The organism is Mycobacterium angelicum, assembly GCF_002086155.1.
GTDB lineage: Bacteria > Actinomycetota > Actinomycetes > Mycobacteriales > Mycobacteriaceae > Mycobacterium > Mycobacterium angelicum.
In genome coordinates, this window is sequence record NZ_MVHE01000010.1 from 21,480 (window position 1) to 39,977 (window position 18,498).

Below are 18,498 nucleotides of genomic sequence, written 5' to 3' on the forward strand. Positions count from 1 at the left end.
TGGTCCAGCTGAAATCGATATACGATTTGCTCCGAAAGCCGAGCCGACCCGGGAGGGCGAAATGGCATTCATGATCGCGGCGCCGGATGCAATAGCAGTGGCCGCACAAGATATCGCCGGCATCGGGTCGACACTCGGCGCGGTAAGCAGCGCGGCAGCGAGCACAACCACCCAGGTCATTGCGGCGGGCGCCGATGAGATTTCGCTGGCCGTCGCAGCGTTATTCGGGTCGCACGCCCAGCAGTACCAATCCCTCAGCGCACAAGCGTCGTTGTTTCACGACCAGTTTGTGCGTGCCCTGGCCGCGGCTGCGGGTTCTTATTCCAGTGCCGAGGCGGCTAGCACCTCGCCACTGAAAGCGCTCGAGACCGAGCTGTTGGCTGCAATCAATGCGCCCAGCGTGCTGTTGACGGGCCGCCCGCTAATTGGCAACGGCGCCAACGGTGTATCGGGTTCTGGAGCGAGCGGCAGTGACGGCGGATGGCTAGTCGGCAATGGCGGCGCCGGCGGGTCAGGTGCACTCGGCAAGAGCGGCGGCAACGGCGGCGCCGGCGGTTTATTCGGCGGCGCTGGCGGCGCCGGCGGAAGCGGCGGAGGGGCAAACGCGGCAAACGTTGCGGGCGCGGGCGGTAACGGCGGCGCCGGCGGACTACTCGGTGGGGCCGGAGGAGCGGGCGGTACCGGCGGAGCCGGCGCCAACACCTTCTTCAGCACGGCAGGGACCGGCGGTAACGGAGGCGCGGGTGGACTCTTCGCGCCCGGCGGAGCCGGTGGCGCCGGTGGTATAGCCGGACTGCTGGGCAGCGGCGGTGTGGGCGGCCGGGGCGGCGATGGCGGGCTCTTCGCCAACGGCGGAGCCGGCGGTGCGGGCGGAAATTCCGCACCAAACGGTAACTTCGGCGGCAACGGCGGGGCCGGCGGCAATGCCGGCATACTCGGCGGTAACGGCGGCGCCGGCGGGGCCGGCGGCGGCGGAATAATCGGTGGCGCCGGCGGGGACGGCGGCAAGGGCGGCATCCTCGCCGGGGACGGTGGGGACGGCGGCCGCGGCGGTCAGGGCGGCACCAACGGCACGGCGATCGGCGGGTCCGGCGGGCTCGGCGGAAACGGCGGCGCCGGGGGCAACGCCGGCTTCTTGTTCGGCCATGGCGGCGACGGCGGTGGCGGCGGTCCCGGGGGCGGCGGAAATGCCGGCCAGGGCGCCGGCGGCGACGGCGGCGCGGGAGGTAAAGGCGGGCTGATTGGCGATGGTGGAACGGGCGGCGCCGGCGGCGACGGGTTCACCGTTGCGGCCAGTGGGGGCGGTGGAGGAAAAGGCGGCGATGCCCAGCTGATCGGAAGTGGCGGCAACGGCGGTAACGCCGGCACGGGCGTCACCCATAAGGCTCCCGGGGCCGGCGGCGTGGGCGGGTCCTTGTTCGGCGAAGACGGGCCCTTCGGCACATAACCTGTCACACAACGAATTCCGCGCCACGGTGGCCCAGCATCACAATGGTTGCGTGTGGACCGCGGCTGGGAACCACGGGCAGGATCGCCCCGTCGATCACCCACAGGTTGTCGACCCCGAGCACCCGGCAGCGGTGGTCTACGACGGCACGCGGGTCGCCGTCGGCGCCCATTGGGGCACTACCGCACAAGTGCTGGGATGTCGACCATGCGTGCTCGCCGACATTTGTTGTCACGTCTACTAATTCGCGTGCCAATTCCGTTCCGCGGCGCAGCGCCGTCACATCCTCGGACGCACTGTCGTAGCGGTGCTCGATGCGCGGCGGCACACCGGGATCAGCCGAGACCAGTGTGATGCGCCCCCGCGCCCGCGGCGCCATGAGCGCCACTCCGATATGCGGCCAGTCAGGATGTCCCGCGGCACCGTCGCCGGTCATTGCGACGAAACCCCCGGTATATGGCCGTATCTCGACATCGTCGGTGGACAGCACCACCTCGAGCACCGGCCGGCCCGGGGCCACCGGCCACGTGGTAGGCAGTACCCACTCGGGATGATCGCTGCAGGCCCGCCCTACCGGCAGCGCCGAAACCACTGGCACTCCGACGGCCCGAAGCAGTGCGGCATCACCGATACCGGAGAGCATCAGCAGCTGCGCGGTTTGAATCGCGCCCGCACACAACACAATTCGATCCGCGGTGAAGGTCTCGGGGCCGGCCGGGCCAACCGTGTCGACGCCCACTGCGGCACTACCGGAGAACCGCAGGCGCACCACCCTCCGCTGTGCGTGCAGTGTCAGATTGGGGCGCCCCACCGCGGGCATGAGGTAGCCGGCACCAGCGCCGGTGCGCACGCCGTCGACTATGTTGAGCGGAACCGGGCCCAGGCCTGAAACCGGTTCGGGCTCAGGGTCATTGAGGTCAGCTACCCAGGGAAATCCGGCGCGCCGCGCGGCGGCGATGAACCGCTCCGTGGTGCCGGTCATCTCCCCTGTCCGGCGAACCGGTATGGGGCCGCTGTCGCCGTGGGCCGGTCCGTCGAAATCCAGGTCGGTCTCGACTGCCCGAAAATGTGGCAGCACATCCGACCATTCCCAGCCGGGGATCGAATAGTGATCGAAATCGCGCGGCAGCGCGCGGCAGAAGTAACCACCATTGACTGCCCCGGAACCACCGACCGTTGCGCCGCGCACGATCGGCAACCGGCGCACCGGTCGATCGGTGAGTTGTGTACGGAAACGCTGCACCAGCGGGCTGCCGATGCCGATCGGCAGCTGCAGCCCATTGGCGGTCAGTGCCAGCAACTGCGGATCGGTCAACCCGGGGCCCGCCTCGAGTACCGTCACCGCGCACTCAGGATCGGCCGAAAGGCGCTCGGCAACAACCGAACCAGCGCTTCCCGCACCGACGATCAGGACATCGCTGTGCCGGGCGGCTGCGGTCAAGGCGGCGGTTACGTCCGGATCTGCGGTTTGAGCGCACCGACATTGCGTTCGCGCAGCACCCCGTACCACAGGCCGATGCCATAGGCCAGGTCGTCGACGCGCTTGAGCAACAGGAAGGTCAGCACCCCGATCGGTTCGGTGTCGCCGTCGCTGGCATCCCGGCGGCGCAGCCAGTCCACCACCCCGTCCACGACAGCCGCGATCAACACGACCCGTCTGCAATGGCGGGACAGAATCGCCGCGAGCAGTGCCAGCGGCCAATAGTGCCGGCACAGCGCCGATGCCAGTTGCAGCGCCGCCGCCCACAACCCCCGGGTCGCGACGACGAGAACGTCGCACAACGACGTCTCGGTACTGCGCATGGCCCTGGCGATCCGGCGACCAGTCAATACCGCGATGACCACCGATGCCACCCGCGCCAGACCGGTACCGAGGGACATGAGTATCCACGCCATCAAGGCCCAGCCGGAAATCACCACCGGCGCCGTCTTGTCCGGGTGGCGCACCGACAGCGGGGCCGCCGAACCGCCGTAAAACGCCTTGCGGGCCAGCCAGTCGCGCAATTCGGTGCGGTGGTCGTGAGCGACCAGCGCGATCGGCTCGTAGCGCAATCGTGCCCCTGCCTCAATGAGCCGCCAGCACAAATCGACGTCTTCACCGGAATGCAGCGTTTCGTCGAAGCCGCCGACCCCGCGAATGGCCGAGCTGCGGCAAATGATGGCCGCGCTGGGGACGTAGGACACCGTGCTGTGTGGCAGCACCGGCGCTTCCCGCTGGCCGAGGTCGAGCGACGAGTGCACCGCCTCATAGCGAGCTACCACATTCTCGCCTTGTGACAGGCCGACGATGCGGGGTGCGACGAGCGCGACGGTGGGATCGCAGAAGTGGCCCAGCAGCGCCTCCAGCCAACCGCGCCGCGGCGCCACGTCGGAATCCAGGAACGCCACGAAGTCGGTGGTGCAGGCCGCGAGCCCGGTGTTGCGCGCAGCGGCCGGCCCCTTACTGCGGGGGTGGTGCAGCACCTCGATGTCACAGTGCGCACCGGTGAAGTCGTCCAGCTCCACCGGGCACGCCGATCCGTCGTCGACCACGATGACGCGGAGTCCGCGTAGCGACGTCACCAATCGGCGTAGCCCAGATGCGTTGTCGCGGACCGGTATAACGACGGTCACGTCCCGATGGGACGGACCACTGGCCGGCCGTGGATGGGCAACCGTCGCATCCAGCAGGGTGCGCGCCAGCGCGGCGCTGACTTCATCGCGGACTTTGAGGCGGCCGTCGCAGATCATGCCCTGGGCGGCCGGGGCCAACCGAAGCAGCCGCGTCGGTGAGCCACCGAGCAGCGCCGACCCGTCGCCAAGCACTCGCACGCGACGGTCGACCTGCACTGCGAACCCGTCCGGAAGCCGGGTCACCGTCATCTCAGGATCCCGTCGGCGCCGGGCGCCCACCGGGCGACTCGACGCACACAATCGTCGACCATCTCCGCAAATATCCGTTCGCCCTCGGCGGCGGTCGCGGTGGTCGGGTCGCCCAGGACTCCGATCGGGCTGACGGCCGCGACTCCCCCGCGGCGCATCGACGGCAGCAAATCCGACAGCGGCGCGCCGTTACCCGGCAGCGATCGGTCGGCGTGCACGTACGCCGGCGAAAGGTGCAGCAGCAGTGATGTTTCGGTATGTCCGGCGTGGGCGTCCGCGCCCGCCGACGTGCAGGGGCACCATCCGGCATCGCGGCCCTCGGACCGCAGCAGGGCGACCGCGCGGCTCAGGGCGGCGATGTTGCCGCCGTGACCGTTGACGAACGCTAGGCGCTCGGCCCAGCAGGTGGCCGACCGGCCGTACTCCACCAGTAGCGTCGTCAGGGCTTCGGTGCCGATCGAGATCGTTCCGGCGAAACTTTGGTGCTCGCCGCTGGCGCCGTAGGCGATGGCGGGTGCCACCGGCCAGTCGAGGCGCGCGGAGACGGCCCGGGCGACTGCGGTCGCGATCCGGGTATCGGTATCGAGCGGGAGGTGGGGGCCATGCTGTTCGGTGGACCCCAGCGGAATCATTATTGACGGCGAGGTGAAAATTTCTAGTTGCCTCGACGTCGCACTCCCCAGTTCGCCGAGTACGGGCACTCGCCGATGGTAGGACGAATTCACCTGGTGTGCACCGATTGTTGCCCTATCTACCGAATTTTTTTTCCACGCTGTTGAATCGCGGGCAAAAACTCTGCTCGTCCGCCACGGGTGCCACGCCCGTATCAGTGTTTTCAAAAACGTCATTCCAGCGCGAGCGACTCTGTGGTATTAGGCGCCCAACTCGCGGGCGAAACCGTCCGGAATCAGAATGTCGCTGGGCGCCAGGTCATGAATCGAGGCGTGGCCGAGGCCCATGAGTGCCGAGTCGATACCGCCGCGCAGAATGTCGAGCACGTTCTCGACGCCGGCCTGGCCGGCCGCGGCCAGACCCCACAGGTAAGCCCGGCCGATCATCACCGCCCGCGCTCCCAGCGCGACGGCTTTGACCACGTCGCTCCCCCGCCGGATGCCGCCGTCGAGCAGAACCTCGATCTGGTTGCCGACGGCTGCCGCCACCGCGGGCAGCGCGCGAATCGAGGCCGGTGTGCCATCCAGATTGTTGCCGCCGTGGTTGGACACCGATATCGCCGAAACACCTGCGTCCACAGCTCTTTTGGCATCGTCAACCCGCATCACGCCCTTGAGCATGAGCGGTCCGCCCCACAGTTCGCACAGCCACGCGATGTCTTCCCAGGTGGGCGGGGGCGTGCCCATCCACTCGCCATAGGCGGCGAAGAAGGGCGGGCCCGGTTCGCCACGCCCGCCCTGGTTGGGCACCCGCAGGTCCGGCGGGCGCAGCGTCTTGCCGAACTTCCACAGCCAGCGCGGCTTGGTGATCGCTTCCGGAGACATCCGCAGCATGGTCCGCAGGTTCATCTCTTCGGGGATCTTGGGACTGCCCCAGTCCCGCCCGTGCGAAAAGGACCAGTCGGTGGTGACGATCAGACCGACGGCACCGGCTTGGCGCGCCCGTTCGACCCGCTGCGCGATCGCATCGCGGCCGCCCAGCCAGTAGACCTGAAAGAAGAGCTTGGGATTGGCGGCGATCACCTCCTCGATCGGCTTGCTGGCGAACGAGGACAACCCCATCGCCGTGCCGCGGGCGGCCGCGGCCCGCGCGACGGCGACTTCGCCATCTGGATCGACGGCTTGGACGCCGGTCGGTGAAATGAGTACCGGCAATGAAATATCTTGTCCCATAACGGTGGTCGACAAGTCACGCTTTTCCGTCGCGCCGACGACGTGAGGCGCGAAGCCGAGTTCGCTGAAAGCTGCGACATTGTCGGCGACCGTGATTCCCTTTTCGCTTGCTGAAATCAAAGAGGAATACACCGATTTCGGCAGCCGGCGCTTTGCGCGTTGCTGCGCTATGGCGACCGTTTCGAACCATTCTTCGGCCACAACTACACCGGACTTTCGTTGCACAGCCGCGCCGGCGGTCTCATCGACAGGGTCAGCGATACTGGCCGTCCGCGGGAGTGGTCGACGCGAGGCCGGGGGGTTTGCCGTTCCTTCGTCAACGCCGGCGCGCCGTGGCCTTGTACGCATTCGGGGTCCGGGCCGTCGAGGGGCAGGCCGGTAAAGAACTTGGCGGCCATGCAGCCACCCCGGCAGCTGTCGTAGTGCCCGCAGCTGCCGCACGCACCCGCGGACTGGGGTTCGCGGAGTTCGCGGAACAGCGGGGCGTTTTTCCATAGTTGGTCAAATCCGCCGTCGGACAATACGTTTCCGGCCAGGAAGCGGTCATGAATGGCGAATGGGCACGCGTACACATCGCCCACCGGGTCGATCAAGCAGACCACCCGCCCGGCGCCACACATGTTCAGGCCGGCCAGCGCGCCGGACGGACCCAGCGGCGCCAGATGGAAGAAGGAGTCACCGGTCAGCACCCGCTCCCCCTTGGCGACCAGCCAGTCGTACAGCTGGACCTGCTGGGCCGCGGTGGGGTGTAACTCATCCCAGACATCGGCACCCCGCCCGGACGGACGCAACCGGGTGATCCGCAGGGTGGCACCGTAACGGCTTGCCAGCGCGGCGAATTCGTCCAGCTGGTCGACGTTGTGGCGGGTGACCACCACCGAGATCTTGGCATCACGGAATCCGGCATCAGCGAGGTTTTCCAGCGCCCGCACCGCCATGGCGAACGACCCGGGTCCGCGAACCGCGTCGTTGACCTCCGCGGTGGCGCCGTCGAGGGAGATCTGAACGTCGACGTAATCACTGGCGGCCAACCGCGCGGCCACCTCGGGAGTGATCCGCACACCGTTGGTCGAGAACTTCACCCCGACGCGGTGCTGCGTGGCATAGTCCACCAGCTCCCAAAAGTCCGGACGCACAGTCGGTTCGCCGCCACCGATGTTCACGTAGAACACCTGCATGCGTTCCAGCTCGTCGATGATGTCCTTGCACTGCCGGGTGGACAGCTCACGCGGATCGCGCTTGCCCGAGGACGACAGGCAATGCACACACGCCAGGTTGCAGGCGTAGGTCAGTTCCCAGGTCAGGCAGATGGGGGCGTCCAAACCGCGTTCGAACTGCTCGATCAGCCGGGGTACCGTCACGAAGCCTCCTTGGGCACCAGCATCTTGGAATCGGCCAGCACACCCAGGGCGTGCAGATAGGGGTCCTGATCGCAGTCGTTCACCCCGGCGGCCCGGCATGCGGACCGGACGTCGGGGTGATCGTCCAACGACTGCACCACTGTGAGAATGGTGCGGTTCTTCAAGAACGACAGCTTGCGGGTTCCGAAGTGATACAGCAACGCCCCGAACGGCTCGGGCCGAACCGCCACCTGGGCATGCAACCGCCAGCCGCGATCAGCGTCGAACACGCCGTCCCGCTCAGTAGACCCCGCACATGCCATCGATGGAGACTTCTTCGACCAGGGTTTCGGTGACGAGTTCGGTGTCGGTCTCGTTCTCGCGGTCCATGTGGATTGCCTTTCGTGACGGGGTCTCGACAATGAAGGGTGGTTCCGGTCACAATCGTCGTCAGGATATGGCATCCAGTGCCGAAATGGAAGGGCGGGTCCGATGCTGCAGGAGTCGCGGGTGGGCCGGCGGCGCTCGACCACACCGCACCACATCAGCAACGTCGCCATCGACTTGTTCGCCGCCCGGGGGTTCGACGAGGTCAGCGCCGACGACGTCGCCCAGGCCGCCGGCATCGCCCGGCGCACCTTGTTCCGCTACTACGCCTCCAAGAACGCCATCCCGTGGGGTGACTTCGACACCCACCTGACCCACCTGCGGGAGTTGCTGGACCAGGTCGACCCCCAGGTTGCGCTGAGCGATGCGCTGCGCGACGCACTGCTGGCGTTCAACACCTTCGATGCGTGCGAGACCATCCGGCACCGCCAGCGCATGCGGGTCATCCTGCAAACCCCTGAGCTGCAGGCATATTCGATGACCATGTATGCCGGCTGGCGGGAGGTGATCGCCGAGTTCGTGGCGCGCAGAACCGGCGCCAAGACCACCGGCCTGATTCCACAGACGGTCGGGTGGACGTTGCTCGGGGTCGCTCTGAGCGCTTACGAACACTGGCTGAGCGACGAAGGCGTGACCTTGGAACAGGCACTGGGCGACGCATTCGACGTCGTCAGCTCCGGACTGGACCGGCTCGAAGCATGAACGCCGAGCACCTGCTGCACACCCTGCGCGCGCAGGGGCGGTTCTGCGCCTCCTCCGGTTCGCCGATGTATGGCGAGCTGTTCGAGTTGGTGGCCCGCGACATCGAAGCGGGCGGCGTGTTCGGGAGGATTCTGTCCGGTCAGCAGGATGCTCCGGCCCGCCAAGCGATGCCGCTGCGGCTGCTCGGCGGGCTGCACCGGCTGGTGCTCGACGGCCGGGCGCCGGCCCTGCGCCGTTGGTATCCCAGCACCGGCGGCCGTTGGGACGCCGAAGCCGCCTGGCCCGAAATCCTTGCCACCGCTACCACCCACGCCGACTCCCTGCGCGGCGCACTCGAACAGCCCCCACAGACCAACGAGGTGGGCCGGTCCGCGGCGCTGATCGGCGGTTTGTTGCGTGTCAATCGCGAATTCGCGTTTCCTATAAGGCTTTTCGAGATCGGATCCAGCGCCGGACTGAACCTGCGCGCAGATCGCTACCACTATCGCTACACCGGGGGCAAGTGGGGACCGCCGGATTCCCCGGTGGCGATCGACGACGCGTGGCACGGTGCCGCGCCGCCGCCCGGCGTGGTGCAGATCGTCGAACGGCACGGGTATGACATCGCGCCGATCGACGTCACCGGCGCCGACGGCGAGCTGAGCGTGCTGAGCTACGTCTGGCCGGACCAGGCTGCCCGGCTGAACCGGTTGCGCGGTGCCATCGCGGTGGCCCGCGATGTTCCGGCTCGCCTCGAGCAGCGGTCGGCGGCCGAAGCGGTCGGGGAACTGAAGCTGGCCGAGGGCGCGCTCACGGTGCTGTGGCATTCGATCACGTGGCAATACCTGTCCGTCGGTGAGCGGGCCGCGATCCGCGACGCGGTCAATGGTTTGCTCGAACGAGCCGATGCTCGCTCGCCGTTCGCGCACCTGACCCTCGAGCCCGCGCGCAATGGGCCTGGCACCCCGATCAGGTTCCTGGTGCGCGCCGCCTGCTGGCCGGGTGGCCGGGTCCAGGTCTTGGGTGAGTGCCATCCGCACGGGCCGCCGGTGCGCTGGCAGTAGTTTCTCGTCCTCTCCCGGAAGGAATTCTCGTGACCGAAGCAACCGACACAATCCCGCGCCCGGCCGCACTGCCCTACCTGTGTGTCGGCGACGCCCGGGCGGCCATCGCATGGTATGCCGACGCTTTCGGCGCGGTCGTGGTTGGGGACCCGATAGTGATGGAGGACGGGCGAATTGGCCACGCCGAGCTCGAGCTGGCCGGCGGGGTACTGTACCTGGCCGACGAGTATCCCGAACTGGGATTGAAAGCTCCTGCACCGCAAGCTGTTTCGGTCAGCCTGATGCTGCAGGTGGCCGACACCGACACTGCATTGCAGCGGGGCCCGCGAAACGCCGGTTCGGTCACCGTGCCGATGTGGACGGTCGCCGATATCGATGTCGCGGTTGCGCGGGTGCGCGAAACAGGCGGCACGGTGTTGCAAGAACCGGCCCGTCAGCCGTATGGAGTGAGCGCCGAGTGCGCCGACAATCAGGGCGCGCGGTTTTATCTGGGCGAGTTCTAAGTCGACTCCAGCATTTCCGAGATCGGTGCGCCGGCGGCGATCTTGCCGCGCACCTTCATGACCTTGCCGGGCAACCCGCCGCCGACCACGCCGACCAGCACACCGTCGCGCTCGTAGTAGGCCAGGAACTTGCGGCCGTCGTCTTCGACCAAGTGCACGATGTCGGTGGCCTCCGGCTCGCCGAGGCATTGGATCTTGACGTCGTATTGGTCGCTCCAGAAGTACGGCACGACGGCGTTGGACGGCACGTCGCTGCCCAGCATGGCCGGCACCACGACCCTGGCCTGGTCGGCGACATTGCTCCAATGTTCCACGCGCGCTTGATGTCCGGTGGCATCGCGCCACGAGGCGACGTCGCCGAGCGCCCATACATTGGGCGCGCTGGTGCGTCCGGCTTCGTCGCAGATCACACCGTTATCGACCGCGATGCCGCTGCCGTCGAGCCAATCGGTCGCCGGCTTGGACCCGATGCCTACCACCACCAGGTCGGCGGGCAGCTCCGCACCGTCCGTCAGCACCACGGTGTCGACATGCCCCTGGCCCTTGACCTCGGCCACCCCGAGGCCGGTGCGCACATCGACGCCCTCCTCGCGATGCAGCCGCGTAACCAGCGCGCCGATCTGCTCGCCCAGCACCGACGCCAACGGCTGGGGCTGCGGCTCGACCAGCACCACCTGCACACCAAGCCCGCGCAGACTGGCCGCGACTTCGCAGCCGATGAAGCCGGCGCCGACGACCACCGCGTGCTTGGCAGACGAAGCATGGGTGCGCAGCGCCATGCATTCGTCGAACGACCTCAGCACCCGGATGCCGTCGAGGTCCGCGAAGCTGGGAATGCGGCGTGGCACCAAACCGGTCGCGATCACAAGCTCGTCGTATCCCAGCACCGTCCCGTCGGCCAGCGTCACGGTCTGGGCCGCGGTGTCGATCCCGGTGGCTGCCGCGCCGAGGCGCAGCGTGATGTTTTTCTCGTCGTACCATTCACGCGGTTTGAGGGCCGTATCGTCGACCTCGCTGCGCAGCACCTCTTTGGATAGTGGCGGCCGGTCGTAGGGCAGATGCACCTCGTCGCTGACAATCGTGAGCAGGCCTTCATAGCCCGCCCGGCGCAGTTGCTCGGCGGTTCTGGCCGCGGCCAGGCCGCCACCGACGATCACGATTCCGTCTTTGCTCACGTGGAGTTCATAGCACGGTCGACAATCAGTACTTCAACGCGCCCTTGTCCACGTGGATCTGCTGTCCGGACAGTGTGCCCGACCCGTCACCAGCGAGCCACACGACGACATCCGATACCTCGTCAGCCGTCATAAAGCCCTTGTACTGCAACGGCATTGGCGGGAAGCTGTGCACGAAGCGGGGATGCTTGGCAAAGATCTGCATCATCGCCTCGGGCTCGATCATCGGGGTCTCCACCGAGTAGGGATGGATGGAATTGACCCGGATTCCGTATTCGCCGACCTCGATCGCCAGGGTGTTCGTCAGTGCCGTGAGTCCGTGCTTGCTGGCCGAGTAGTGGCCGTTACCCGGGGTGGCCTTCAGGCCCGCCGACGAGCTGACGATCACGATGGAGCCGCCGTTGCCGGCGTCGATCATCGCGGGCACGGTGGCACGCAGGGTGCGCCAGGTGCCGGTCAGGTTGACGTCGATGACGGTGTCCCATTGCTCGTCGGTGAGTTCCCAGAGCCGGCCCCAGCCCAGCACTCCGGCGTTGGCAACGACGATGTCGAGCCGCCCGAACTGCTCGACGCCGTCAGCCACCAGTTGCCGCAGTGCGGCGTCGTCGCGAATGTCGACTTCGCGAGCGAGCACCTTGCGGCCCTCGGCTTCCACCGCGCGCACGGTCTCGCTGAGGTCCTCGGGGGTCGCCGCCGCGTAGGTGATGGTGTCGGACGCCGGCGCGCAGATATCCGACGCGATGATGTCGGCCCCTTCGCGGGCCAGCCGCACCGCGTGCGAGCGGCCCTGGGCACGGGCGGCGCCGGTGATGAATGCGACCCGTCCTTGCAGTGATGCCATCGGCCTAGGCTAGCAGCGAAACTGAAACGTGTTCTAGTTGGCCTCGGGCAGGGCGGTGCGGCCGGAGCCCGCCAGCGTATCGCCACCGCGAAATTCGGGGCGATTTCTCGCAGTGGCGTTACGCTCGTCGCGGCCGGGGGGCCGCGGGGCCGCAAGGGCCGGAGAGCCGGAGGGCCGGGGGCGGGTCAGATTTCGGCGATGATCTGGGCGCGCCGGCTGGCGTATTCCTGGTCGTTGACCGCGCCGCTGGCTCGCAACGACTCCAGCTCCTGCAGCCGGTCGGAGATCGACGCCTGCGAGGCGGCGGGCTGAGCGCCTGGCCCAGCCTGCTGTTCAGCGGCGCGGCGAACCACGGCCTGGACCTGCTGCCGCAACGCCGGGTTCGACCGGATGTCGACCATGCGGTTGAGCGGGATGCCGTTGGCCTTGAGGATCTGCAGGATTTCCATCAACGGGCCGGCCTGGCCGCTCAGGTCGTAGGTCCGGTTGTCTTCGGCAAGGGTGAACTGGGCGGGCACCAGACCGTTGACCAAAGCGCTTCGCTCCCAGTCGATCAGATATTGCTGCGTCGTGGGATTGACCAGCACGACGAGTTTGCGCGCGGTCAGGTTGCCCAGCCGGGTCACGCTGGCGATAACCCGGTCTTCGCTGTCGAACGGCATGATTCCGGGGCCCGAGATGTGCAGGTGGACCTTGACCACGGGTTGCTCGTTGATCCGCGTGCCGGTTTCGGTGAGCCCGGTGATCTGCGCGAGTGCCAGCACCCCACTCTGCTCGAGTTCGGCCGTCTTGGCGGCGGTCTTGGCCCCCCAGTTGGTCAGCGCGAGCGCGACGAGCACGTCAGCCACGGTGACGATGAGGCCGGCATAGAACATCCACGCCATCAGGCTGCCCATCCCGAGGGTGAAGTAGACGATCAAGAAGATCGGGCCCACCAGGCCACCGCACAACAGCACAAGCAACTGCATCTTGATATAGCGCGCCAACACGGGCCTGCTCCTTAACTTTGCTGGGGCTGGATTGCTCGTGTCAGATTAGCGCCCGCCACTGGCGATTACCGATCACAACAAACGCAAAACCCGGACTGCCGATTTCGGCAGTCCGGGTTTTGTGCTGCAGAGAACTACTTGATGATCTTGACGACCCGGCCGGCGCCGACGGTGCGGCCACCCTCGCGGATCGCGAACCGCAGACCTTCGTCCATGGCGACGGGCTGGATCAGCTTCACCGAAATGTTGGTGTTGTCGCCGGGCATCACCATTTCGGTGCCCTCCGGCAGCGTCACCACACCGGTCACGTCGGTGGTGCGGAAGTAGAACTGCGGACGGTAGTTGTTGAAGAACGGCGTGTGCCGGCCGCCCTCGTCCTTGCTCAGGATGTAGACCTGACCCTCGAACTCGGTGTGCGGCGTGGTGGTGCCGGGCTTGATGACGACCTGGCCGCGCTCGACGTCCTCACGCTTGACACCACGCAGCAGCAGACCGACGTTGTCACCGGCCTGTCCCTGGTCGAGCAGCTTGCGGAACATCTCCACACCGGTGACGGTGGTCTTGGTGGTGGTCGGACGGATGCCGACGATCTCGACTTCCTCGTTCACGTTGACCACGCCGCGCTCCACACGACCGGTCACCACGGTGCCACGGCCGGTGATGGTGAAGACGTCCTCGACGGGCATCAGGAACGGCTTCTCAGTCTCGCGGACCGGGTCCGGAATCGACTCGTCGACCGCGTCCATCAGGTCCTCAACCGACTTGACCCAGGTCGCGTCGCCCTCGAGCGCCTTGAGCGCCGATACCCGGACCACCGGGGCGTCCTCGTCGAACTCCTGGGCGGCCAGCAGTTCGCGGACCTCCATCTCGACGAGCTCGAGCAGCTCCTCGTCGTCCACGGCGTCGGCCTTGTTCAGCGCGACCAGGATGTAGGGCACACCGACCTGACGCGCGAGCAGCACGTGCTCACGGGTCTGCGGCATGGGGCCGTCGGTGGCGGCCACGACCAGGATCGCGCCGTCCATTTGGGCGGCACCGGTGATCATGTTCTTGATGTAGTCGGCGTGACCGGGGGCGTCGACGTGGGCGTAGTGCCGCTTGTCGGTCTGGTACTCGACGTGCGCGATGTTGATCGTGATACCGCGCTGACGCTCCTCGGGAGCGTTGTCGATCTGGTCGAACGCCTTGGACTCGTTCAGGTCCGGAAACTTGTCGTGCAGGACCTTGGTGATAGCCGCGGTCAGGGTGGTCTTGCCGTGGTCAACGTGACCGATGGTCCCGATGTTGACGTGGGGCTTGGTCCGCTGGAACTTCGCCTTCGCCACTTCTGTGTCCTCCTGGACTGTTGGTGCTTAAAAAAGCAGTGTTGATGTTTTCGGTTTTGCCGCGGTGCTAACCGGGCCAGCTTACTCGTAGGCTTTTCCGTCTATTCCCCGGTCGCCTTCGCGATGATTTCCTTCGACACGTTCGCCGGTACTTCGGCGTAGTTGTCGAACACCATGGAGTAGTTCGCCCGGCCCTGAGTCTTGGACCTCAGGTCCCCGACGTAGCCGAACATCTCCGACAGCGGCACGTGCGCCTTGACGACGCGCGCACCCGCCCGCTCCTCCATGGCCTGGATCTGGCCACGGCGAGAGTTCAGGTCGCCGATCACATCGCCCATGTAGTCCTCGGGCGTGGTGACCTCGACGGCCATGATCGGTTCCAGGATCACCGGTTGCGCTTGCTGCGCAGCCTTTTTCAGCACCATGGAACCGGCGATCTTGAACGCCATCTCCGACGAGTCGACCTCGTGGAAGGCACCATCGAGCAGGGTGACCTTCAGGTTCACCAGAGGGTAGCCGGCCAGCACGCCGTACTGCATGGCGTCCTGCGCGCCGGCGTCCACCGACGGGATGTACTCGCGCGGGATGCGCCCACCGGTGACCTTGCTCTCGAACTCGTAAGTGGCGCCGTCCTCGCCGTGGAACGGCTCGATGTTGATCAGCACCTTCGCGAACTGGCCAGAGCCGCCGGTCTGCTTCTTGTGGGTGTACTCGACCTTTTCCACGAGCCGCCTGATGGTCTCCTTGTACGCGACCTGCGGCTTGCCGACGTTGGCCTCGACCTTGAATTCGCGGCGCATGCGGTCCACCAGGATGTCCAGGTGCAGCTCGCCCATGCCGCCGATCACGGTCTGGCCGGTCTCCTGGTCCAGGTGCACCTTGAAGGTCGGGTCCTCTTCGGCGAGCTTCTGGATCGACAGACTCAGCTTTTCCTGGTCGCTCTTGGTCTTCGGCTCGATGGCCACCTCGATGACCGGGTCCGGGAAGGTCATCGACTCGAGCACGATCTGCTGGTTCGGGTCGCTCAGGGTGTCACCAGTGGTGGTGTCCTTGAGTCCGATAACCGCATAGATGTGGCCCGCGCTTGCCGTCTCCACGGGGTTTTCCTTGTTGGAGTGCATCTGGAAGAGCTTGCCCAGACGTTCCTTCTTGCCCTTGGTGGCGTTGATGACCTGGCTGCCGGAGTCGACCTTGCCCGAGTAAACCCGGACGTAGGTGAGCTTGCCGAAGAACGGGTGCGTGGCGACCTTGAACGCCAGCGCGGAGAACGGCTCGTCGGTCGACGGGTTGCGGGTGACCTCTTCCTCTTCCTTGCCCGGAGCGTGTCCCACGGCAGGCGGCACATCGAGAGGCGACGGCAGGTAGTCGATCACGGCGTCGAGCATGGGCTGCACGCCCTTGTTCTTGAACGCACTGCCACACAGCACGAGGTAGGCCTCGGAACTGATGGTCAACTTGCGCAGCGCGCCCTTGATCTCCGCGACGGTGAGTTCCTCGCCGCCGAAGTACTTTTCCAGCAGTGCTTCGTCGGTTTCGGCGACCGCCTCAAGCAGCTTGGTGCGGTACTCGTCGGCCTTCTCGGCCAGCTCTTCGGGAATGTCGATGGTGTCGTAGGTCTCGCCCAGCTTCGTCTCGCCGCGCCATACCTTGGCCTTCATCTCGACCAGGTCGACGACGCCTTCGAAGTCGCCCTCGGAGCCGACGGGCAGCTGGATCGGAATGACGTTCGCGCCGAGCCGCTCCTCCATCGTGCGCACCGAGAAGTAAAAGTCGGCGCCGATCTTGTCCATCTTGTTGACGAAGCAGATGCGCGGAACGTCGTACTTGTCGGCCTGCCGCCAGACCTGCTCGGACTGCGGCTCGACACCTTCCTTGCCGTCGAAGACGGCGACGGCGCCATCGAGCACACGCAGGCTGCGCTCCACCTCGACGGTGAAGTCGACGTGCCCCGGCGTGTCGATGATGTTGATCTGGTTGTCATTCCAGAAGCAGGTGGTGGCCGCGGAGGTGATGGTGATGCCGCGTTCCTGCTCCTGCTCCATCCAGTCCATAGTGGCGGCGCCGTCGTGCACCTCACCGATCTTGTAGCTGATGCCGGTGTAGTAGAGGATGCGCTCGGTCGTCGTGGTTTTACCGGCGTCGATGTGCGCCATGATGCCGATGTTGCGGACCTTCGTCAGGTCGGTCAGCACGTCCTTCTGTGCCACAGAAGTCTTCCCACTCTTTCGTTGCTCAGTTAGTTCGCTATCGCACGCGCCCCGCCGGAATCACCGGCAGGCTTGTCACCAGCGATAGTGCGCGAAGGCGCGGTTGGCCTCGGCCATCTTGTGGGTGTCCTCACGCCGCTTGACGGAGGCGCCCAGGCCATTGCTGGCATCCAGGATCTCGTTTGCCAGACGCTCGACCATCGTCTTCTCCCGGCGCTGCCGTGAGAAGCTGACCAGCCAGCGCAATGCCAGCGTGGTCGACCGGTCCGGCCGCACCTCGACGGGCACCTGGTAGGTGGCACCACCGACGCGGCGGCTGCGCACCTCAAGTGCGGGCTTGACGTTGTCGAGAGCGCGCTTGAGGGTGATGACGGGATCGGTACCGGTCTTGTCGCGGGCCTGTTCGAGCGCTCCATAAACAATGCGCTCAGCCAGCGATTTCTTCCCCTTCAGCAGCACCTTGTTCACCAATTGGGTGACCAGCTGGGACCCGTAGACGGGGTCGTTGACCAGCGGACGCTTGGGTGCGGGCCCCTTGCGCGGCATCAGCTCTTCTCCTTCTTGGCCCCGTAACGGCTGCGAGCCTGCTTGCGGTTCTTCACACCCTGGGTGTCGAGCGAACCGCGGATGATCTTGTAGCGCACACCGGGCAGGTCCTTCACCCGGCCACCACGCACCAGCACCATCGAGTGCTCCTGCAGGTTGTGGCCCTCACCGGGGATGTAGGCCGTGACCTCAACCTGACTCGTCAGCTTCACACGAGCGACCTTCCGAAGCGCCGAGTTCGGCTTCTTCGGGGTGGTGGTGTACACGCGGGTGCATACGCCACGGCGCTGCGGGCTGCCCTTGAGAGCCGCGGTCTTGACCTTGCCGATCTTGTCCCGACGACCCTTGCGGACCAGCTGCTGAATGGTTGGCATCTACCGGCTTTCTCTTTTGTTCCCTGTGAAGTCTTCTTGTACTGCGGTTTTGCTCAGCCGGGTCACCCCACGGCCGGGCGTGTCGCATGCATGCACCCCGCGACCTGATCAGTTGCATCGTGGACATGCGAATTGGCCCGGCATTTACGCCCTTACTTCAGGCGCCCCAAGCCGCCAGGCACGAGGTACCACAATACCTGTCGGCGGTCTGGCAGGTCAAAGCGGTTACGTTTTGCCGTTTGTGGTGCGTAACTCCATGCCCGCGGCCAGTCGCAGCACCATGTCGGTGAACACCGCGTCGGTATCGATGTCGTCCATGACTCCGGTCATTTCCAGCAGCACGAAGCCATGCAACGCCGACCAGAATTCGAGGGCCGCGTAGAACGCCTCCTCGCCGTCGAGTCCATAGGACAGCAGCACCGCGATCACCGGGCCGGCCGCGCCCCGGGTCGCTTCCGTGTATTCGGGGTCGTCGCCGCCCAGTGGCATCCGGGTGAACGCCGAATACCGGCCCGGGTGGTGGTGGGCATAGCTGCGGTAGGCGCCGGCCATGACCAACACCGCGTCGTCGCGGGCGCGCCCCTCGCCGACCCGGTTCAGCATCGTGATGATGTCGTCGATAACCCGGATTCGCACCGCGCGGCGCAGGTCCTCCAGGCTGTCCACGTGGTTGTACAGCGACGGCCCTTTGGTCCCGAGCTGGGTGGCCAGCGCATTGATGGTCAGCGAGTCCCAGCCCTCGCGATCCAGGAAGGTCAGGGCCCCTTCGATGATGCCCTCGCGGCTCAATTTGCCCGGGCGGGCCATCGACTTCGCCGTTTTCCCGCTGCGCGGGCGGCTGCCCGCCGACGTTGGTTCCGGCTGAGCTGGCATGGCGATTCGCCCTTCGGTTGCGGGATCAACTAATGACTCT

At 66.4% G+C, this 18,498-nt stretch carries 18 protein-coding genes and 1 pseudogene; 4 read left to right on the top strand and 15 right to left on the bottom strand.

What is annotated here, in order from left to right; translation table 11 throughout:
* Positions 1 to 61 precede the first annotated feature (61 nt).
* On the top strand, positions 62 to 1,447 hold the full coding sequence (locus BST12_RS09345) for a PE family protein (protein ID WP_083112835.1): 1,386 nt from the start codon (positions 62 to 64) through the stop codon (positions 1,445 to 1,447).
* A gap of 4 nt (positions 1,448 to 1,451) precedes the next feature.
* Here the strand turns inward: BST12_RS09345 and mftG are convergent, their stop codons facing one another.
* The 7 genes from mftG to mftA form a co-directional block, all read right to left on the bottom strand.
* Positions 1,452 to 2,888, bottom strand: coding sequence for a mycofactocin dehydrogenase MftG (gene mftG, locus BST12_RS09350; RefSeq protein WP_083112836.1), 1,437 nt, complete (start codon positions 2,886 to 2,888; stop codon positions 1,452 to 1,454).
* 8 nt (positions 2,889 to 2,896) lie between these two features.
* Positions 2,897 to 4,309, bottom strand: a complete 1,413-nt coding sequence (gene mftF / locus BST12_RS09355; RefSeq protein ID WP_083112837.1) for a mycofactocin biosynthesis glycosyltransferase MftF — start codon at positions 4,307 to 4,309, stop codon at positions 2,897 to 2,899.
* The gene (mftE, locus tag BST12_RS09360) at positions 4,306 to 5,034 is read right to left on the bottom strand and encodes a mycofactocin biosynthesis peptidyl-dipeptidase MftE (protein WP_083112838.1); all 729 of its coding nucleotides are present in this window, start codon (positions 5,032 to 5,034) and stop codon (positions 4,306 to 4,308) included. The genes mftF and mftE overlap by 4 nt, the downstream gene beginning before the upstream one ends.
* A 147-nt stretch (positions 5,035 to 5,181) precedes the next feature.
* Positions 5,182 to 6,354 (bottom strand): pre-mycofactocin synthase MftD, encoded by a 1,173-nt coding sequence (gene mftD / locus BST12_RS09365; protein WP_083112839.1) that lies wholly within the window; start codon positions 6,352 to 6,354, stop codon positions 5,182 to 5,184.
* Between the two features lie 2 nt (positions 6,355 to 6,356).
* Positions 6,357 to 7,514: a mycofactocin radical SAM maturase gene (mftC, locus tag BST12_RS09370; protein ID WP_083112840.1), complete on the bottom strand. Its 1,158-nt coding sequence runs from the start codon at positions 7,512 to 7,514 to the stop codon at positions 6,357 to 6,359.
* Complete coding sequence (gene mftB / locus BST12_RS09375) at positions 7,511 to 7,816, bottom strand: mycofactocin biosynthesis chaperone MftB (protein WP_083112841.1); 306 nt, start codon at positions 7,814 to 7,816, stop codon at positions 7,511 to 7,513. The genes mftC and mftB overlap by 4 nt, the downstream gene beginning before the upstream one ends.
* Positions 7,794 to 7,883 carry a mycofactocin precursor MftA gene (gene mftA, locus BST12_RS09380; RefSeq protein ID WP_083112842.1) on the bottom strand — a complete coding sequence of 30 codons (90 nt, stop codon included), beginning with the start codon at positions 7,881 to 7,883 and terminating at the stop codon, positions 7,794 to 7,796. Before mftA ends, mftB begins: the two co-directional genes overlap by 23 nt.
* 102 nt (positions 7,884 to 7,985) lie before the next feature.
* Between mftA and mftR the strand changes: the two genes are divergently transcribed.
* The 3 genes and pseudogenes from mftR to BST12_RS09395 all read left to right on the top strand — a co-directional run.
* Positions 7,986 to 8,582, top strand: a complete 597-nt coding sequence (mftR, locus tag BST12_RS09385) for a mycofactocin system transcriptional regulator (RefSeq protein WP_083112843.1) — start codon at positions 7,986 to 7,988, stop codon at positions 8,580 to 8,582.
* Entirely contained in the window at positions 8,579 to 9,625 is a 1,047-nt protein-coding gene (locus BST12_RS09390; protein WP_083112844.1) for a DUF2332 domain-containing protein, read from the top strand. Before mftR ends, BST12_RS09390 begins: the two co-directional genes overlap by 4 nt.
* Positions 9,601 to 10,128, top strand: a pseudogene (locus BST12_RS09395) (VOC family protein); the annotation flags it as partial. The gene BST12_RS09390 and the pseudogene BST12_RS09395, both read left to right, overlap by 25 nt.
* Here the strand turns inward: BST12_RS09395 and BST12_RS09400 are convergent.
* From BST12_RS09400 to BST12_RS09435, 8 genes are all read right to left on the bottom strand, one after another.
* Positions 10,125 to 11,303 (bottom strand): NAD(P)/FAD-dependent oxidoreductase, encoded by a 1,179-nt coding sequence (locus BST12_RS09400; RefSeq protein WP_083112846.1) that lies wholly within the window; start codon positions 11,301 to 11,303, stop codon positions 10,125 to 10,127. The pseudogene BST12_RS09395 and the gene BST12_RS09400 overlap by 4 nt on opposite strands.
* Positions 11,304 to 11,328: 25 nt before the next feature.
* Positions 11,329 to 12,144 carry a mycofactocin-coupled SDR family oxidoreductase gene (locus BST12_RS09405; protein WP_083112847.1) on the bottom strand — a complete coding sequence of 272 codons (816 nt, stop codon included), beginning with the start codon at positions 12,142 to 12,144 and terminating at the stop codon, positions 11,329 to 11,331.
* Between the two features lie 185 nt (positions 12,145 to 12,329).
* A complete protein-coding gene (locus BST12_RS09410; RefSeq protein ID WP_083112848.1) occupies positions 12,330 to 13,133 on the bottom strand; it encodes an SHOCT domain-containing protein in 804 nt (267 codons plus the stop codon).
* 134 nt (positions 13,134 to 13,267) lie between these two features.
* Entirely contained in the window at positions 13,268 to 14,458 is a 1,191-nt protein-coding gene (gene tuf / locus BST12_RS09415; RefSeq protein WP_083112849.1) for an elongation factor Tu, read from the bottom strand.
* A gap of 101 nt (positions 14,459 to 14,559) precedes the next feature.
* Positions 14,560 to 16,665 (bottom strand): elongation factor G, encoded by a 2,106-nt coding sequence (gene fusA / locus BST12_RS09420; RefSeq protein WP_083112850.1) that lies wholly within the window; start codon positions 16,663 to 16,665, stop codon positions 14,560 to 14,562.
* 75 nt (positions 16,666 to 16,740) lie between these two features.
* Positions 16,741 to 17,211, bottom strand: a complete 471-nt coding sequence (gene rpsG / locus BST12_RS09425) for a 30S ribosomal protein S7 (RefSeq protein WP_036352615.1) — start codon at positions 17,209 to 17,211, stop codon at positions 16,741 to 16,743.
* Complete coding sequence (rpsL, locus tag BST12_RS09430; RefSeq protein ID WP_003879423.1) at positions 17,211 to 17,585, bottom strand: 30S ribosomal protein S12; 375 nt, start codon at positions 17,583 to 17,585, stop codon at positions 17,211 to 17,213. The genes rpsG and rpsL overlap by 1 nt, the downstream gene beginning before the upstream one ends.
* A gap of 225 nt (positions 17,586 to 17,810) precedes the next feature.
* On the bottom strand, positions 17,811 to 18,392 hold the full coding sequence (locus BST12_RS09435; RefSeq protein WP_139801580.1) for a TetR/AcrR family transcriptional regulator: 582 nt from the start codon (positions 18,390 to 18,392) through the stop codon (positions 17,811 to 17,813).
* Positions 18,393 to 18,498 lie beyond the last annotated feature (106 nt).

Excerpts from the sequence above, each read along its gene's own strand:
- mftR (WP_083112843.1), top strand. The coding sequence starts at position 7,986 with ATGCTGCAGGAGTCGCGGGTGGGCCGGCGGCGCTCGACCACACCGCAC.
- BST12_RS09405 (WP_083112847.1), bottom strand. The coding sequence starts at position 12,144 with ATGGCATCACTGCAAGGACGGGTCGCATTCATCACCGGCGCCGCCCGT.
- rpsG (WP_036352615.1), bottom strand. The coding sequence starts at position 17,211 with ATGCCGCGCAAGGGGCCCGCACCCAAGCGTCCGCTGGTCAACGACCCC.
- mftB (WP_083112841.1), bottom strand. The coding sequence starts at position 7,816 with ATGGCATGTGCGGGGTCTACTGAGCGGGACGGCGTGTTCGACGCTGAT.
- mftA (WP_083112842.1), bottom strand. The coding sequence starts at position 7,883 with ATGGACCGCGAGAACGAGACCGACACCGAACTCGTCACCGAAACCCTG.
- rpsL (WP_003879423.1), bottom strand. The coding sequence starts at position 17,585 with ATGCCAACCATTCAGCAGCTGGTCCGCAAGGGTCGTCGGGACAAGATC.
- BST12_RS09390 (WP_083112844.1), top strand. The coding sequence starts at position 8,579 with ATGAACGCCGAGCACCTGCTGCACACCCTGCGCGCGCAGGGGCGGTTC.
- mftF (WP_083112837.1), bottom strand. The coding sequence starts at position 4,309 with ATGACGGTGACCCGGCTTCCGGACGGGTTCGCAGTGCAGGTCGACCGT.
- BST12_RS09435 (WP_139801580.1), bottom strand. The coding sequence starts at position 18,392 with ATGGCCCGCCCGGGCAAATTGAGCCGCGAGGGCATCATCGAAGGGGCC.
- BST12_RS09345 (WP_083112835.1), top strand. The coding sequence starts at position 62 with ATGGCATTCATGATCGCGGCGCCGGATGCAATAGCAGTGGCCGCACAA.